The 16,096-nt window shown below is 40.0% G+C and carries 12 protein-coding genes; 5 read left to right on the top strand and 7 right to left on the bottom strand.

Annotation, left to right across the window (positions count from 1 at the left end):
• The first annotated feature begins 2 nt into the window (after nucleotides 1–2).
• From A7Q09_RS01900 to A7Q09_RS01915, 4 genes are all read left to right on the top strand, one after another.
• Nucleotides 3–1,571 (top strand): MFS transporter, encoded by a 1,569-nt coding sequence (locus A7Q09_RS01900; protein ID WP_134389629.1) that lies wholly within the window; start codon nucleotides 3–5, stop codon nucleotides 1,569–1,571.
• Between the two features lie 81 nt (nucleotides 1,572–1,652).
• A complete protein-coding gene (locus A7Q09_RS01905; protein WP_134389630.1) occupies nucleotides 1,653–3,137 on the top strand; it encodes an efflux transporter outer membrane subunit in 1,485 nt (494 codons plus the stop codon).
• Nucleotides 3,121–4,413 (top strand): efflux RND transporter periplasmic adaptor subunit, encoded by a 1,293-nt coding sequence (locus tag A7Q09_RS01910; protein WP_134389631.1) that lies wholly within the window; start codon nucleotides 3,121–3,123, stop codon nucleotides 4,411–4,413. The genes A7Q09_RS01905 and A7Q09_RS01910 overlap by 17 nt, the downstream gene beginning before the upstream one ends.
• 61 nt (nucleotides 4,414–4,474) lie before the next feature.
• Nucleotides 4,475–5,392, top strand: coding sequence for a hypothetical protein (locus A7Q09_RS01915; RefSeq protein ID WP_244228456.1), 918 nt, complete (start codon nucleotides 4,475–4,477; stop codon nucleotides 5,390–5,392).
• A 21-nt stretch (nucleotides 5,393–5,413) separates the two neighbouring features.
• Here the strand turns inward: A7Q09_RS01915 and glcF are convergent, their stop codons facing one another.
• The 3 genes from glcF to A7Q09_RS01930 are packed head-to-tail and all read right to left on the bottom strand — an operon-like array spanning nucleotide 5,414 to nucleotide 9,248.
• Nucleotides 5,414–6,661 (bottom strand): glycolate oxidase subunit GlcF, encoded by a 1,248-nt coding sequence (glcF, locus tag A7Q09_RS01920; RefSeq protein ID WP_134389632.1) that lies wholly within the window; start codon nucleotides 6,659–6,661, stop codon nucleotides 5,414–5,416.
• Nucleotides 6,662–6,669: 8 nt separating this feature from the next.
• Complete coding sequence (gene glcE, locus A7Q09_RS01925) at nucleotides 6,670–7,746, bottom strand: glycolate oxidase subunit GlcE (RefSeq protein WP_134389633.1); 1,077 nt, start codon at nucleotides 7,744–7,746, stop codon at nucleotides 6,670–6,672.
• Nucleotides 7,747–7,763: 17 nt separating this feature from the next.
• On the bottom strand, nucleotides 7,764–9,248 hold the full coding sequence (locus tag A7Q09_RS01930; protein ID WP_134389634.1) for an FAD-linked oxidase C-terminal domain-containing protein: 1,485 nt from the start codon (nucleotides 9,246–9,248) through the stop codon (nucleotides 7,764–7,766).
• A gap of 230 nt (nucleotides 9,249–9,478) precedes the next feature.
• Between A7Q09_RS01930 and A7Q09_RS01935 the strand changes: the two genes are divergently transcribed.
• Entirely contained in the window at nucleotides 9,479–9,949 is a 471-nt protein-coding gene (locus A7Q09_RS01935) for a hypothetical protein (RefSeq protein ID WP_134389635.1), read from the top strand.
• A gap of 116 nt (nucleotides 9,950–10,065) precedes the next feature.
• Here A7Q09_RS01935 and A7Q09_RS01940 read toward each other — a convergent pair whose 3' ends face one another.
• From A7Q09_RS01940 to A7Q09_RS01955, 4 genes are read right to left on the bottom strand one after another with little or no spacing between them, the layout of a single operon-like run.
• A complete protein-coding gene (locus tag A7Q09_RS01940) occupies nucleotides 10,066–11,610 on the bottom strand; it encodes a malate synthase (protein WP_134389636.1) in 1,545 nt (514 codons plus the stop codon).
• Nucleotides 11,611–11,613: 3 nt separating this feature from the next.
• Entirely contained in the window at nucleotides 11,614–12,834 is a 1,221-nt protein-coding gene (gene aceA, locus A7Q09_RS01945; RefSeq protein ID WP_134389637.1) for an isocitrate lyase, read from the bottom strand.
• A 20-nt stretch (nucleotides 12,835–12,854) separates the two neighbouring features.
• On the bottom strand, nucleotides 12,855–15,056 hold the full coding sequence (locus A7Q09_RS01950) for an amylo-alpha-1,6-glucosidase (RefSeq protein ID WP_134389638.1): 2,202 nt from the start codon (nucleotides 15,054–15,056) through the stop codon (nucleotides 12,855–12,857).
• Complete coding sequence (locus tag A7Q09_RS01955) at nucleotides 15,046–16,074, bottom strand: glycosyltransferase family 4 protein (RefSeq protein ID WP_134389639.1); 1,029 nt, start codon at nucleotides 16,072–16,074, stop codon at nucleotides 15,046–15,048. The genes A7Q09_RS01950 and A7Q09_RS01955 overlap by 11 nt, the downstream gene beginning before the upstream one ends.
• Between the last annotated feature and the right edge of the window lie 22 nt (nucleotides 16,075–16,096).

Below are 16,096 nucleotides of genomic sequence, written 5' to 3' on the forward strand. Positions count from 1 at the left end.
CAATGGCTTTTGAAACTAAAAAAGAACTTAAGCCGGCTTTGCTTGTTTTGTTACAGGGGCTCTTTAGTATCGAATTTCTTTTAGGTACCTATAGTCCTCCTGCTTATGCCACCTTTAATCTCTATCCAGCAGGCGATTTGGGGGTAAGCCCAAGCCATGCGTCCTGGATTTCGACGATTTATTTCGCTGGTCAGGCCTTCGGGCTATTTATAGGCCCTTGGTTTGATCGAGCTTTTGGTCGAGTCCAATCTTTGCTTTTCTCAATCGGGTTTTTTGCTCTATTCGATTTTCTTGTTGCCATTAGTTCAGACTACTATCTTTCCCTGTTCTTTAGACTGCTCCTTGGTATTTCTGGTGGTAGTACCATGACACTCTGCCAGCTTAATCTGCTCGATTACTATCCAATTAGTCGATGGCCTTTTGTGATCACCTATTTCGGATTTCTTCAGGTTTCTGTCTTTGGGTTTGGCCCAGTAGTCGGAGGGTTTATTAATGAATCATTTGGCTGGAGAGCCTATTTTTTGACAAGCTGCTCTCTTCATATCATCTGTGGGCTAATTATAAGCTGGATTCTTATTGTTCTTACCGAGAAAAGACAGGACGATAAGCCAGTTCCCCTTCCTTTCGATTGGATTGGATTTATGCTTTTGCTCTTTGCTGCTCTGTGCTTTCAAACCTTAGTCACGCGTGGACAGGATGAAGATTGGTATAATTCCACCTTTATTGACCTTCTTTTTCTCTTTGGTGTGATCTCGCTTCTCTATTTTGTTGTTTGGGAAATGGGTGAAAAAAACCCTTTCATCAATCTCAAACTTTTCTTAAAACCAACCTTTCTCATCTCCTCGATCATAACCCCTATTTCCTTTGCCATTGTCTATGGGCTTTTCTCGACTCTTGTTTTTACCCTTCAGGTATTGAAAAACCATACGAACTTCTCCTCTTTTCAAGCTGGACTAGCCATGGCTCCTTTATTGTTTTTTCTACCGATTATTTATCCTCTCTCCGTTTTTTTATCTCCAAGAATCAATCCCAAACTGATTGCTTCCTTTCTCTTAACTCTCTTAGGCATCTTCTGTTACTGGACTGGATATTACGATTTTTTCAACAAAAGAGCCTTTTTTGATCAATTTTTCAATCAATACATTCTTTTTAGTCAAGTCCTCAATGGTGCCTATGTTGGTCTTGTTCCAGCACTCAATGCTATAGCCATTAATGGATTATCAAAAAAAAACCAAGAATCTGCCGTGAATACAAGTATTCTCTTACGCACCTATTTTCTTACTTGGGGTGGAGGACTCCTTGGAACCATGCTGATGGAGCATAGGCGTGATTTCCAGCAGACACGCCTTGTTGAAACATTTACAAGTCAGAATTCAGAAAGTCTAAGCTTTATAGCCTCACTCCAACATCTAGGTCTGAATAGCTTACAGATCCAATCGAAGCTGGTAGAGCAAGCGGCTAGCCATTCCATTATTTTAGCTCTGGATGACACCTACAGGCTTTGTAGCTGGATTTTTTTTCTGATGGCTATTTTAGTCTGGATTCCAGCCATGAAAAGAAAAGAAATATAATTTCTTAAAATTTTCTACAATGTTTGTCGAAAAGAGAAAAACTGGTCTTCACAAAATATTATAATGGAGTGTTGTTTATCTATGGAGCCCTTGACAAAAGACAGATTTTGTAATGCTTATTTTCTCCTATTTATGTCAATGCTGATTGGCATGATGATTACGGGCTGCGCTACTTTGCCAAAAGACACACGTGTTGCAGCCCCCCTTGAAACTCCACAGATTAAAGAAACGCTTCATGCCCAATTTGACAACTCTTCTGAAAAAATAGTAAAAAAATGGCCTTCTCTTCGCTGGTGGGAGGAGTTTCACAATCCTGAAATGAATCGGATTATAACTATAGCACTGGGGAAAAATCCTGATTTAAAAGCTTCACTTTCAAGGATTCATCAAGCATGGGCCATTGCAGCCGGTGCCCGCAGCCGCTACCTTCCTTCCTTTAGTTCCACGCAATTTCTTTTCCCGGTGCCCCTGGGAGTCTTGCAACTTCCTGGGAGCAGTTTTTTTGGTCCGTTCGGAGACAACAGTTTCTTTTTTTGGAGTGTCATTCCTGCCCTCTCAAACTATCACTTAGATCTTTGGGGAGAAGATAAAGCTCGGGTGAGAGCAGCCATTGGCATGGCAAGAGCTTCTGAAGCAGAATATGCCCTCGCCCGACTTTTTCTGAGCACGACCCTCGCCAGTAGATACATTAGATTGGCTTCTGCTGAAGAAGAATTAGGACTGGCAAGGAGTGGACAAAAAATCATCAATGAACTGCTTCATCTTGTTCAGATGAGAAAAAAAAGTGGTATAGAAAACCTACTCCCAGTCCATACCATTGAACAGAGGCTGGAAACAATAAACCAACTCGTTAACAGCCTTGAAAGAGAAACGAAAATCTTAAAAGATGAAATCGCCAGGCTGGCTGGACAAAGTCCCGATTGGGGTAGAACGATTTTAGTAAAAGAATCGACCTTCCCAAAACGATTTCCCTTGCCAAAGTCTCTTCCTCTGGATCTTTTAGGAAGAAGACCTGATGTGGCGGTGAGCCGATGGAGAGCAGAAGCTCTTGCCCATCAAGTCAAAGTTACAAAAACGGCATTTTATCCAAATCTTGATCTCGTTGCTCTCGTCGGCTTTGAAACTTTGAATTTTGCAACCCTTTTTCTCAATCCCGCTTTACCTTTATTGTATATTGCTGGCCCTGCCTGGAATTTACCTATTTTCACTGCTGGCAGACTCAGTTCGGAACTTGTCGTAGCTCAGGAAGAATACAATATTGCTGTGGAAAGTTACAACAGCACGCTGCTTTCGGCTTTCCAACAAGTAGCCGATGCATTAGCCGTATGGAAAGAAACGGATAAAAATCTGAGTTCGCAGGAACAATCTACCAATTCAGCACAATCTAACGCTGAACTATCGGCAAGACTTTTTTCTGCTGGAATTAACACCAAGACTGATCTTTTAGACTTACAGTATACACTTATTCAATCTCAAATAACATTAAGTAATAGAACTGCTGAACATCTAGAAGCAGCTGTCGGCCTTTTTTTAGCATTAGGGGGTGGATATGAGTCCATCGAATGAAGCGGAAAAAAAAACAACCAATCTCAAGGACCCATGGAAGAAGATTTTGCGGTATTTAAATAGGTCAATAATCGCTTCTACCCCACCTAAATACCGAAGAAGAGTCATCCGCAATAGACGGCTTGTCCTCCTAACCTTGGGCATACTCTTTTTAGGATTTCTCTATTTCCTCCTTTGGTTTTTTATTTTCTGTCGAGTAGTGATCACTAATGATGCCTATGTCATAGGCAATCTTGTCCCCTTGAAATCACAAGTCAGTGGTGTAGTCACAGAAGTACTTTATGAAAACACTCAGCTTGTGCATCAAGGAGAGGTCCTAGTCAGGTTAGATAGGCTTGATTCAAGAGTCGCCCTGGAACGGGCAGAAGCTAATCTAGGGGAAACGGTCAGAAGGGTTGAAGATCTCTTCTACCAAGTCCAGGTCAGTAGGAATCGACTGTTAGCAGAAATTGCTAGATTAGATCGGCTCAAGCACGATTTAGCACGCTATAAAAGTGTTGTCTCTTATGGAGCCGTATCCGAACAGCTTGTGGATGATACCGAGCAGCAGGTCAAAGAACTTGAGGCACAAGTCAAACAGGATGAAGCTTCTCTCTATGATGCCGAATCCCAAATCTTTAACACAAAAATAGAGGATCACCCTCTAGTCAAACAAGCCGCCACCGAACTGAAAAATGCCTATTTGGATTATGTCCGAAGGGAAGTTTACGCCCCTGTTACTGGTTATATTGCCAATAGAAAAGTTCAGCCAGGGGATGAAGTCCATCCCGATACTTATCTTTTGTCAATTGTGCCTCTGGACTACCTATGGGTAGAAGCGAACTACAGAGAAAGAGAAATGAAAAAAATTCGTCCAGGTCAACCCGTTACTATTACAGTGGATTATTACGGAAGAAGGCTCATCTATCACGGTCAGGTAGAAGGATTGCATCCAGGTACTGGGAGCGCTTTTGCTTTGCTGCCTCCTGAAAATGCAACCGGAAACTATATTCATATTGTCGAAAGAGTGCCTGTCAGAATACGTCTTTCTCCAGAAGAACTAAAAAGACATCCCTTACGACCTGGTCTTTCAGTCATAGCACTGACCCATGTAGACAAAAAAGGAGAGCCTATTTTAAGTTCTTTAGTAAAGTTCCCAAAGGAAAAATATGAAGCACATATCTATGAAAGAGAACTAGATGGAGCCGACCAGCTTATCCAGAAAGTCATCGAATCGAATCTTTACAAGAACCGTTTATCACAACCTATCCATCCAGATAAAAAAGAAAAAGATTAATGAATTTAATAATTTTCTTTGACTGTTGTTTCTATTTTTGTCAAAAAAGAAAAAAATATCTTTGATCAATGGTTTTCATATGCGTCCTAAAATTAACAAGGTAGTCTTTTTTTTCCTTTTTTTAATCCTTAATTTTTCCACTCTTCTTACTTTGCTTACTTTGCCTCTTATGGGTGCCGATTTTGGGGATGACAACAGTGTATCTGTGGAAAATTCTGATCCTAAAGCAAAAGAAGAATTATCAAAAAATTTAAAGAATTTATCTAAAATCGATACCTTTCACTATCATCAAGGAGTTTATGCGGCTCTGTATGGGGGTGGAGGATACCTAGATTCAGGCCAATGGACCTATACAGATACAAAAGGAAATATAGGGATGGGAAATTATGGTGGCTCTTGGGGAGGAATTGGAGGGCTAAAAGTCGGTTACCAATATAAAGGTTGGCAGATCGGTCATTCCCCTTATAGAGTAACCGAAGCAGTGGAATTCGATGGGTTCTATGCTGGCTATTCGAATCCAATGAATGGGTACATAGGGACTTTTTCTGGGCCAGTATTCCATGGTAGCAGCGTGACTCCTGACATGCAATTGAATGTGGGGATTATGACAATTAATTCTTTAACCAAATTAATCACTCCCTATCGTTTTGCCCCATATATTGGATTTGGAGTTGGTGGAGGAATCGTTACAGCTTCTAATATTACTGGGATTGCTCCAGTTGGTGGATTCGATACTTCCCATTCCAGCACAACCGGAGTCTTTGTTCTTGCTGAAATTATGGGAGCAGAATATTACATCACTGATCATCTAAGTGTTTTTATTGAAGGGAAATTCATTTACTTTGATAGTTCAATTTCAATCTTCAAAAATTTGGCTCACTTTAATGTAATGACAAATACGCCGGCACAAGCTTCTTTCGCTTTAGGTAACTTTTTCCAATACATTGGTGTCGCTGGTGTCAAATATGTTTTCTGGTAAAACAGCGACAATACTTTATTCTTATTCAGGCTTATTGAACCACAAGCTATCTACGTATTCTATCCAATGAAGAACGGGAAGAGTGGTAGCCGATTGCAACTGCAGCCGACAGCCAACATTAGCCGTAAGAATCACTCCTGGTTTTCCAGAAAGAATATTTTTTATTTTTGCATCCAGTAGTTTTTGAGAATAATCTTTTTGGAACAAGGAGTAAGCACCTGCTGCCCCGCAGCAAATGTGATTATCTGGAATATCTATTAGGTGAATACCTAATTTTTTTAAAAGGGCTTCTACCCTCCCCCTCATTTTCATCCCATGTTGTAAAGTACAAGGACTGTGAAAGGCCACAGAGGGAAATAGGTCCGCAGCAAGTTTTAAAGGAAGCTCCTCTTTTTCTAAAATTTCGACAGGATCAAAAGTCAATGTAGCTATCTTCAAAGCTCTATTTTTATAAACTGGATCATCTTTAAAAACAACTCCGTAGTCTTTAATCATCTGACAGCAGGCCGAAGAACAGACAATAATCCCATTTATTCCTTTTTCTAGGTAGCGAGTCCATAAGTCGATATTGTTTTTCATCTGTTCCTTTGCCTTTTTTTTGTAGGATAAATGATAAGCCAATGCCCCACAACAACCTTCGTTTTGAACATCAATCAGTTGAATATTCAAACTGCCGAATAGTCTTCTAGTCGCTTCAAAAACAAAAGGATACAACACAGGTTCAACACATCCTTTAAAAAGAATCATTTGAGCTTGTCTTTCCCTCATCCACTGAGGCTTCTCATAACATCCTTTCTGGATGTTAGAAAGATTAGGTAATTTGCTGCGCAAATGTGGAGGTAAAAAAGCTCTCAAAAGATTTCCAATTTTAAACAGATAAAAAAACCTTTTCCTTTCTGACACAAAATAGAGAAGAAGCCAACGAAAGGCTTTGTCCAAAAAAGGTCGTTCTTTTACCTGCTCAACGAGTTCTTTGCCAATATCTGCAATTCTTCCAAATTGCACATTGGAAGGACAAGACGTTTCACAACCTTGGCATAACAGACAACGATCAAGATGCATTCTGGTCTTTTCTCCAGAAGCCTTGCCTTCTAAAAAAGCCTTTATCAAATATATTCTTCCTCGCGGTCCGTCTAGTTCGTCGCTTATTAATTGGTATGTTGGACAGGTGGCATTACAAAATCCACAATGCACACATGCTTTGATAAGTTCCTTGGCTTCCTTCCCGGCTTGAAGCTTGCTATACTTTAGGTGCAGTTGTGTATCCATGAGATGATTTAAAACTCCTCATAAATTCTACCTGGATTTAAAAGCCCAAAAGGATCAAAAGCCTCTTTAATCCTTCTATGAATCCGCATAAGAGCAGTATCCAAAGGAGAAGCCAAAGTCTCTTCCTTATCAAGGTACCAAGCATATCCTCCTTGATCACGTGCCCAACGAAAAATGGCCTCCCTATTGTCTCCTTCTCCCTTCCACCATCTCTGACTTCCACCCCAGTCGAAAAACCATTCCCCTTCAATCGGCGTCAAAGGGGCAGCTTGGGGAAGGACAAAGCGCCAGAGTCTTTGGCTATTTCTAAAAAAAGGATGGGTTCTTTCTTTGACGGAGTTCCAAAATTGATGATCGTTGGCTAAGATGTCTCCCCCAATTGCTTTTGCAGCCCTCCTTACAGGTTTTTCATAACCAGAAACTCTCACATAAAGTCGATTGTTATAATAACAACTGGCAGAAATCGGAAAATATTTAGCTGCAATGATTGAAAGAAAACGAAGTGCCTCAGTAGCATTTTTTTCTAAAACTACGGTAGTAGAAAATGGAGGGAGGGGAAGTACTTTAAAAGTCACTTCCAGAATTATCCCAAGGGTTCCCTGTGCTCCAGCCATAAGCCTGAAGAGATCAAAGCCAGCCACATTTTTGATGACCTGACTACCAAAGGTTAGCACCTCTCCCTTTCCATTAATGATCTTCACTTTTAAAAGATAATCTTTCAATGCTCCTTTGTAGGGTCTTGATGGACCAGAAAGTCCACACGCAACCACTCCACCTACAGTAGCTTGTTCTCCCAGATGGGGAGGTTCAAAAGGTAAATACTGGCCATGCTGCTTCAAGACTGCTTCCAGGTAGGCGATAGGAGTCCCACTCCTTACTGTTACAAATAGTTCCGCCGGATCATATGTAATGATTCCTCTATTTTCAGAAACGTTAATAGGATTCCCAAAAACTTTTCTACCTAATCTTTCTTTCGTTCCCCCGCCAATGATTTTTATCTTCTCTTTAAGACTAATAAGCCTTCTTATTTTTTCTATAAGCTCGTTTGTGATTGAGGAGGTGGTTGAAGAAGGAAAGTCTATCATTTTCAATTAGTAAAAAATTAAAATCTTTCTACATTTCTAAAAGCAATCTGTCCTTGATGCACATGCATCTTTCCAAATTCCGCACATCTATGAAGCGTGGGAATAGCTTTCCCTGGATTAAGCAATGCGTGTGGATCCAAAGCTCTTTTTAGCCGATGGAACTGCCAAATTTCCTCCAAGGAAAATTGGAAGCACATTGGCCCAAGCTTTTCAAGACCCACTCCATGTTCTCCAGTAATCGATCCTCCAACTTCTACACAGAGTTCAAGAATCTTTTCCCCTAAGCTTTCGACTCTTTCCTTCTCCCCAGCAATACTATTATCATAGAGAATAAGGGGATGGATATTCCCATCGCCCGCATGAAAAACATTTCCAACTCTAAGATTATATTGAGCGGCTAATTCGGCAATCCTGTTGAGCACAAAAGCAAGGCTTTTTCTTGGAATTGTTCCATCCATACAATAATAATCAGGAGAAATTCTCCCAGCAGCCGGAAAGGCTGATTTTCTTGCTTTCCAAAGGAGCAACCTCTCTTCCTCATTCTTAGAGAGGATGATCTCCGTAGCTCCCATCTGAATCATCATTTGTTCCACCAGCCTACACTCTTCCTCCACCTCTTCAAACATCCCATCAAGCTCACACAGCAGAACGGCTGCAACTGAAATTGGAAAGCCTACTTGAATATAGAATTGGACTGCTTCAATAACTAGCTTGTCCATAATTTCAAGTCCTGCAGGCACTATGCCTGAAGCAATAATCTGGCTTACTGTTTTACTAGCCTTAGTGATATCATCAAAACACCCTACAACAAGCTTTGCACATTCCGGCTTTGGCACAAGACGTAGTGTAGCTTCTATAACTATTCCAAGCATTCCTTCGGATCCTACTATTAAAGAAAGAAGATCACAACCAGGGCTTTCACCCCCCACATTCCCTATTGATACAATCTCCCCTTCTACAGTCAGCATCTTTATCGCAAGCACATTATTGACTGTAAGGCCATATTTCAAACAATGGATTCCTCCAGCATTCTCAGCAATGTTTCCTCCAATCGTACAAGCAATCTGAGAGGAAGGATCTGGTGCAAAATAAAGTCCATAAGGAGCAGCAGCCTGGCTTACCTGCATATTAGTGACCCCAGGCTCTACTCTAGCAATCCGATTTATAGGATCGATTTCAAGAATCTGATTGAATTTAGACAGGCTAAGAACAATCCCTCCCTCCACAGGTGTTGCACCTCCCGAAAGCCCCGTACCCCCTCCTCGCACCACTATGGGTACTCCGAATCGCTTGCAAGCAGACAAGATCACAAGGATCTCTGCAATTTTTTGTGGAATCACCACAGCTAAAGGCAATACCTTAAAAGCGGTCAGTCCATCGCACTCATACACAGAGAGTTCTTCAGGTTCATGGATCACTTCCTCTTTAGGTAAAGAGTGTAAGAGTGTTTTGATTAACTCCGAATGGTTTTTAGAATTTTTTGTTTTTCTTTCCTTAAACATTATATATATAAAAAATATCCTATTAATACATTATTTGCTATTGCTTCAAGATAAACGTTGAGATTCAAAAAAGATAAAATTGCATTCGTAATAGCTATGTAGTAGCCCTAAACACCGTTTCTAATAATTTTATTTTGCTTTGGAAAGCAACGAAAAAGAAAAAAAGAAGGAGGTATTCCTTATTCAGTAATCTTGAGAAATGACTGTTTTTTTTGTAATTTATAATGTCTATGGATTGCTTTACTAGTTATTTTTTAGCCATTACTCCCACCCCTGATACTATTTCCTATAGGAATTCTTTTCAAGGCTATATTAGCATTTCTTTATTATTACTTGGATCCTCCATTGCTTCCTATTTTGCCATTCAAATATTGAATGTAAGAAAATTGAAAGCAAAACCTGATACTTTGACCCTCGTTTTATTTTCTATTTTTGCTTTATTCAGTTTTTTGGGAATGTTATTTTGGAAACCAATCCCTGAAGACTATCGATGGATTGGAATTTTGCTTGGTTTATCTCTATTGTTATTACTAATCAAAAGATTCTCTCCAAGAACCATTCATCCCAAAATCCTGCCTTCTGTGCTCATACCTTCAGGAATTGTTTCTCTCCATTACCTAGTTCACGAAAAAATTGAATTCTTAATTGTCTTCTTCGTTACTCTGTTTGCCTTAGGTGTGGTCAAGGAACTTAAAAGCTAAAGCATCTCTTCTCTTGACTCAAAACAATTTATAACCAGCTTTTTTTCCGCAGCTTCTCCTCTTACCTTCCAAAAAGATGGGCTCTTCTGGCAGGCAAAGAGAAAATTTAGCTTCTCTTATAAATACTCGTAAGTAATGAGTGTCAAAAACTCTACGAAATCTTTTGTTAACACAACTTCTTCAATCACTCGATCTATTTGATCTAAAAAAGGAAGATGCTTGAGTAGCTCTTTTTCTTCTCTTTTCCAGCATAGAAAAAGTTCTTTGTCAAAAGGAATTTCGTTATCCATCTCAGCTTCCAAATGAACCCATTGCCATAGCTGACTGCGCGCAATTTCAGCAGAAGAAATATCTTCCTTAAGATTAAAGATATCTACGGCTCCATGACCAGAAAGCCAAGAAGAAAGATACATGAAAAGAAGGCTAATATTGTTTCTAACACCAGATTCAGTAATAGCCCCAGGGATCTTAAAATCAAGCAAATCCTCCGGTTTCACTAAGATGCTCTCTGGAAGTTCCTTTGCTTCCGTAGTGGCTTTTCTTGCAACATTCTTAAAAGCTTCTCTTATCACAGGAACAAGCTTTGGATGATTAACGATACAACCATCCATTCCTAGAGCAATATCTCTTTGTTTTTCGAACTTTATTTTTTCGAAGAGCTCTGCATCCTCATAAATGACTGATGGTTCTAACAGAGAGACTCCTCCGATGGCAAGAGCTTTTCTTTTATGACAGCTCCCCACAAGAAGCTTCCTATAGGCTTGCAGGAAGTTTGCATCCATTGTAATTTCCGACCTGTCAGGTATAAGTGCTTCTCTTCGCCTCCGGAATTTCTTTATGACACTGAAAACATAGTCTCGTGGGTCTACGCTCAAGGCCCAAGCATGGTTTTTCATGGAATGAAGGATTTCTTCCATTTCAAAAACAGCCGTAATAGTCTCTATGATGACAGTTGCCCGTATACTCCCAGAAGGAAGGGAAAGAGCGTTTTCAGTAAAGGAAAAAAGAGAAGACCAAAATTCGGCCTCATAAAAATTTTCTATTTTTGGAACATAAAAAAAAGGTCCACTTTGTCTTTCTACAAGCAGTTTAGCATTGTGATATGCATAAAGACCAAAATCAAAAAGACTCGCCGCAAGGGGTTTGCCATCTACATGAACATGTTTTTCCAAAAGATGTATTCCTCTTGGCCTAAGATGAAGAAGAGGCTGATAGTTTGTATTGCTATCATTTTTTTGCCTCAAGAAATCAAACAAAGAAATCTGGCTTTCGATGATATTTTCCCAGCTCGGCGATAAAGAATCTTCTAAATCAATAATGATCCCATTGGCACCTGACTGCACAGCATCCTTCAGAAAGTCCAAAGAAGCAGTTCCCAGAATCTCAACTTTTCTCTCTGGCAAGTTTTGAGGCAACGCAGCTACTTCCCATTTATCTTCACGAATCAGACGAGTGTCCGAAAGAAAGTTTAAAGAAAGACTATTATTATCTAAGGCTTTCTGTATTTTTTTTCTTCTTTCCAGTAGTTCCAAACGCAAGGCATCAAACTGCCTATGAAGAGAAGCAATAAAACGGAGTGCCTCATACCTAAGGATCTTTTCCCATTCCTTATGATAGGAACCTACAATCGTTACTCCTAAAGGGGCTGAATAAATACTCATGTTTTATATCTTACCCACAATGGTATTATAAATCAGTTCAAAATAGCTTGCTCCGACTTCATGTTGGTGACTGAGAGCAGTATATCCCTCCTGTTGTGCTTCTTTTTCCTTTTCTTGAAATACAGAATAAGCTACCAAACCTTTTTCTTTAATTTCCTTGGCCATTGTAAACATGCCATAACAGAGGGCATGAAAACCGGCCAAAGTAATCAGTTGTAATTTATAGCCCCAGGAAGCCAACTTATTGTGAAAAGCTGCCATCTGTCCTTCTTTCATATATTCTTTCCAATAAAAAGATGGAGAACAATTATAAGCAAGCAACTTCCCTGGGAAGGTTCTATGGATAGCTTCAGCAAATCGTTGGGCAGCCAATAAATCGGGCTTTGAGCTTTCAAACCATAACATATCCACATAAGGAGCGAAAACCAGTGCACGAGCTATTGCTAAGTCCAATCCTCCTTGAATTTCAAAAAATCCTTCTTCAGTTCTCCGCTTTATAAATTCTCGATCCCTTTCATCCACATCCGAAGACAAAAAAGAAGCCCCATCGGCATCCGTCCGTGCTATAAGAATGGTGCTCACTCCCAATATATCAGAGGCAAGTCGTGCAGCTATCAGTTTTTCTAAAGCCTCTCTAGTCGGAACCAATACCTTAGAACGCATGTGTCCGCACTTCTTAGCCGAAGGAAGCTGATCTTCAAAATGCACCGCAGCCGCTCCTGCTTCAATTAACCATTTTGTCAACTCGAAAGCATTCAATACCCCTCCAAATCCTGCTTCCCCATCAACAACAATCGGCACAAAATAATTGATATCTTTTTTGTTTTCGGCAAAGTCGATCGCATCGGCTCTTCTCAATGAAGCATTGATCCTTTTTACAAGTAAAGGCATAGAATTAGAAGGATAAAGAGAAAAATCAGGATATGTCTCTTGAGCCAAATTAGCATCAGCAGCGATCTGCCAGCCTGAGCAATAAATAGCTTTAAGCCCTGCTTTGACCATCTGAACCGCTTGCATTCCTGTTGCAGCTCCAAGAGCAATGACTGGTTCATTGTCCTGGAGAAGTTCCCAAAGTCGTGTTGCTCCATGCCTAGCAAGGGTATATTCAATAGAAAGCGATCCTGAAAGTCTTACAACATCGGCTGCTGTATAGGCTCTTTTGATCCCTTTCCATCGATCTGAACAAGCCCATTCTTCCGATATTTTTTCAACTAGAGAAAGCATAGGAAGAGTTTTAGAAAAGCTTAATCGATAACAATGAGTTTCACCTCACCTTCTTTTTTGAGAAGTCTCACCCCTACATTATGTGGATAACGCGATAGTTCAACATCGATTCTCCAATTACCCACCCTTAAGTCTTGAATAATGACTTTTTCCAGAAAGTCAGGTAGTCTTGGTTGCTCAAAAATCACTAAATTTTTGGTGGCGTCAATTTTCAATCCAATGGCTGATTGTAAGAGCAAAAAGACAGCGCCACTGGACCAAGCATGGGGTGCACATGCAACTGGATAAAGTGTTGGTCCTTCTTGGCCTCTTTTAGCTATCCCTCCAAAAAGTTCAGGTAACCGTTGAAGGTCGAAAAAAAGGGAGGCTTCAAAAAGTCCTTTAAAAAGTTTTATAGCCATCTCTTTCATTCCGTAGGACATCATTCCAGCAGCAATAAAAGCGGTATCAAAAGGCCATACCGAACCATTGTGATAGGAAATAGGATTATAGCGTATTTCTGTAGAGGCCACAGTACGGATGCCCCAACCGGTAAAAAATTTATCGCTCATAAGAAGCTTGCCAATTAGCTCAGCTTTATCTTGTTTGGCGATCCCTGAATAAAGGCAGAGGCCAGCATTTGAAGCAAGAACCTTACATTTTTCTTTTCGTCCGTCTAAGGCTAGAGCATAAGAAGAAAGTTCTTCAACCCAAAATTCCTTTTCGAATTTTTCTTTCAATATCTCAGCTTCCTTTAGCAGCCTGTCATGCAGCGAGATCTGACCTAAAACAGAAGCAAGATAAGCAATTTTTTTCTTTGCGGCAAAAACGAACCCCTGCACTTCACATAAAGCAATTGGACCTACGGGAAATGAACCATCCTTCTGGAAGACAGAATCAAAAGAATCTTTCCAGCCTTGATTTGTTAAGCCCCTTGAACTTCTTCTTCGATATTCTACAAAACCATCGCCATCTACATCGCCATAGCGATCAATCCAGAGAAGAGCCAGTTCTATACTTGGCCAGAGTTCTTCGATAAATTTTCTGTCCGCGGTCCGCTGATAATATTCAGCAGCAAGAAGAAGGAACAGGCAGGTTGCATCAATGCTTCCGTAATATTTACGAAAAGGAATCTCGCCCAGATTGGCCATTTCTCCTTCTCTGGTTTCATGCAAAATTTTTCCCGGCTCAGCATCCGCTTCAATATCAAAGTCTTTTGCTTGATTGGCCGCAAGAAACGACAAGACCCCTTTCCCAAGTTCAGGAGCTAACCAAAGACACTCAAGAGTTGTAATAAGCCCATCTCTGCCAAATGGCGTACAAAACCAAGGGACACCAGCATATGGAAATGGACCTTGTGGAGTTTCTGTGATTAACATCAAAAGATCAGACAGGGATCGATTAATCCACCCATTGAATTGGCTGTTAGAGGTCCATATTTTGCACCACTTTTTCTCTGATTCTTTGTAAGCCTCAATCGATTTATTGGAAGCCTCTTTATAGCTCAAAAAAGAAGGAAAAACTCTCTTTTCATGGCTTTGAAAACATTCTACAGATAAATGAATGAGCTTTTCTTTTCTTGGGATAAGTTCTAAAGAAACAGCCGCTGACGTAGTACAAAGATTTAGGGGTTTGGGATCAAAAAAAAGTAGGGTCTGACGCAAAATATTATCTAAGCCTAGATATTGAAAAAGAACACTTTGCTCAGTAAGCACTGGATTCAATAACTCTCCTCTTTTTTTCCTTTTTGTTCCTCGTACTTCAAACAGATCGACAAAATCAGCATTAAATTTGAACAAAAGTATGACTTGAACTGGAACTTCTCCATAATTACAGATACAAATTTCTTCATAAAGGCATGACTCCCAAATAAACTTCGAACGAGTAATGAGCAAGGTTTGTTGTCGGATAATCTTTCCTTCTTTTTCTATCTCCGGGTTAGACAAATCAATAGTAAACATCGCATTATCTTCTCGAATCGTCGAACTGAGAAAAAGAGGATAGCTTTTTTCAATGAATAGAACGCTTTCGTTAAGGTGTCTCGTGCCCCGATAATAAAGTCCCTGATCTCCTAATCCCAAGGGTTGGATATCTCCTCGCCGATCAAAAACTCCAAATGTTTCTTTGTGTTTCAAAACTCGCGTGCGATCATCTGCAAAAGGAGAACACACCCTAACATAGTACGTATCACCAATCTGAATAAAATCTTTTCCATTTTTTAAACCTATAATTTTACTCTCCATAAAGCAGATTGTTATATATTGATAAGTAAGATTGTGCCATTTTTCTTGCTGTAAAATGATTTAACACATGTTTTCGACATTCCTTTCGATCAATTCGATCGATATCCATAATTTTTTTTACTCCCTCATCCACCGAATGGATAATGTAGCCTGTTTGCCCATCAACGACAATTTCTGGAACTGATCCATTTCTCCATCCAATAACAGGAGTACCACACGCCATTGCCTCAATCATCACCAGTCCAAAAGGCTCTGGCCAATTGACAGGGAAAAGGAGCGCGTAGGCATTGGCTAAAAATACTTTCTTTTCTTCTTCTCCGATTTCTCCAATAAATTCAACAGGGGCTTTTTTAAAAAGGGGAAGAACAACTTCTAGAAAATATTGTTTGTCCACCTCGTCCACTTTTGCAGCTATTTTTAAATCCATCCCTACCCTCTTTGCTATTTCAATGGCTCTTTCGATTCCCTTTTCAGGAGAAATTCTACCAACAAAAGCCAGATAATTTCCTTTCTCCGGATAAAAGGGATAAAGATCTACTGGAATGCCATGGTAAACGGTGCCAACCCAATGAATCCAAGGAAGAAATGAGCGCTGAGCTTTCGAAATAGAGACCACAGGAATCTGATCAAACTCTCTATAAAGAACGATTAAATCTGGAAGATCAAGTCTTCCATGCAGAGTGGTAAGGTGCTTGGTTTTGCTGCGTTTTGAATAAGGAAAATGGAAAAAATCGATATGATAATGAATGATGTCAAAAGTTTCGGCCATTTGAAAGACTTTTTCTAACATCAAAATATGATAAACCATGGGATCTTTTTTGCGTTTTTGAAGCCGCAAAGATTCGGGAATAACAGATACAAGCTTCCCTTTTGTTATCGAATCCCCACTAGCAAAAAGGGTTGTTTCATGTCCTAGAGTAATCAATTCCTCGGTTAAATAGTGGATAACTCGTTCGGTTCCTCCATAAAGCTTTGGAGGCACTCTTTCATACAAAGGAGAAACCTGGGCAATTCTCAATAGAATTCCTCCTTTTTCAAAT

The sequence above is a fragment of the Methylacidiphilum sp. Yel genome, assembly GCF_004421185.1.
Taxonomy (GTDB): domain Bacteria; phylum Verrucomicrobiota; class Verrucomicrobiia; order Methylacidiphilales; family Methylacidiphilaceae; genus Methylacidiphilum.

Excerpts from the sequence above, each read along its gene's own strand:
- A7Q09_RS01950 (WP_134389638.1), bottom strand. The coding sequence starts at position 15,056 with ATGGAGAGTAAAATTATAGGTTTAAAAAATGGAAAAGATTTTATTCAG.
- A7Q09_RS01940 (WP_134389636.1), bottom strand. The coding sequence starts at position 11,610 with ATGAGTATTTATTCAGCCCCTTTAGGAGTAACGATTGTAGGTTCCTAT.
- glcE (WP_134389633.1), bottom strand. The coding sequence starts at position 7,746 with ATGATAGACTTTCCTTCTTCAACCACCTCCTCAATCACAAACGAGCTT.
- A7Q09_RS01935 (WP_134389635.1), top strand. The coding sequence starts at position 9,479 with ATGGATTGCTTTACTAGTTATTTTTTAGCCATTACTCCCACCCCTGAT.
- A7Q09_RS01930 (WP_134389634.1), bottom strand. The coding sequence starts at position 9,248 with ATGTTTAAGGAAAGAAAAACAAAAAATTCTAAAAACCATTCGGAGTTA.
- A7Q09_RS01905 (WP_134389630.1), top strand. The coding sequence starts at position 1,653 with ATGGAGCCCTTGACAAAAGACAGATTTTGTAATGCTTATTTTCTCCTA.
- aceA (WP_134389637.1), bottom strand. The coding sequence starts at position 12,834 with ATGCTTTCTCTAGTTGAAAAAATATCGGAAGAATGGGCTTGTTCAGAT.
- glcF (WP_134389632.1), bottom strand. The coding sequence starts at position 6,661 with ATGGATACACAACTGCACCTAAAGTATAGCAAGCTTCAAGCCGGGAAG.
- A7Q09_RS01900 (WP_134389629.1), top strand. The coding sequence starts at position 3 with ATGGCTTTTGAAACTAAAAAAGAACTTAAGCCGGCTTTGCTTGTTTTG.
- A7Q09_RS01910 (WP_134389631.1), top strand. The coding sequence starts at position 3,121 with ATGAGTCCATCGAATGAAGCGGAAAAAAAAACAACCAATCTCAAGGAC.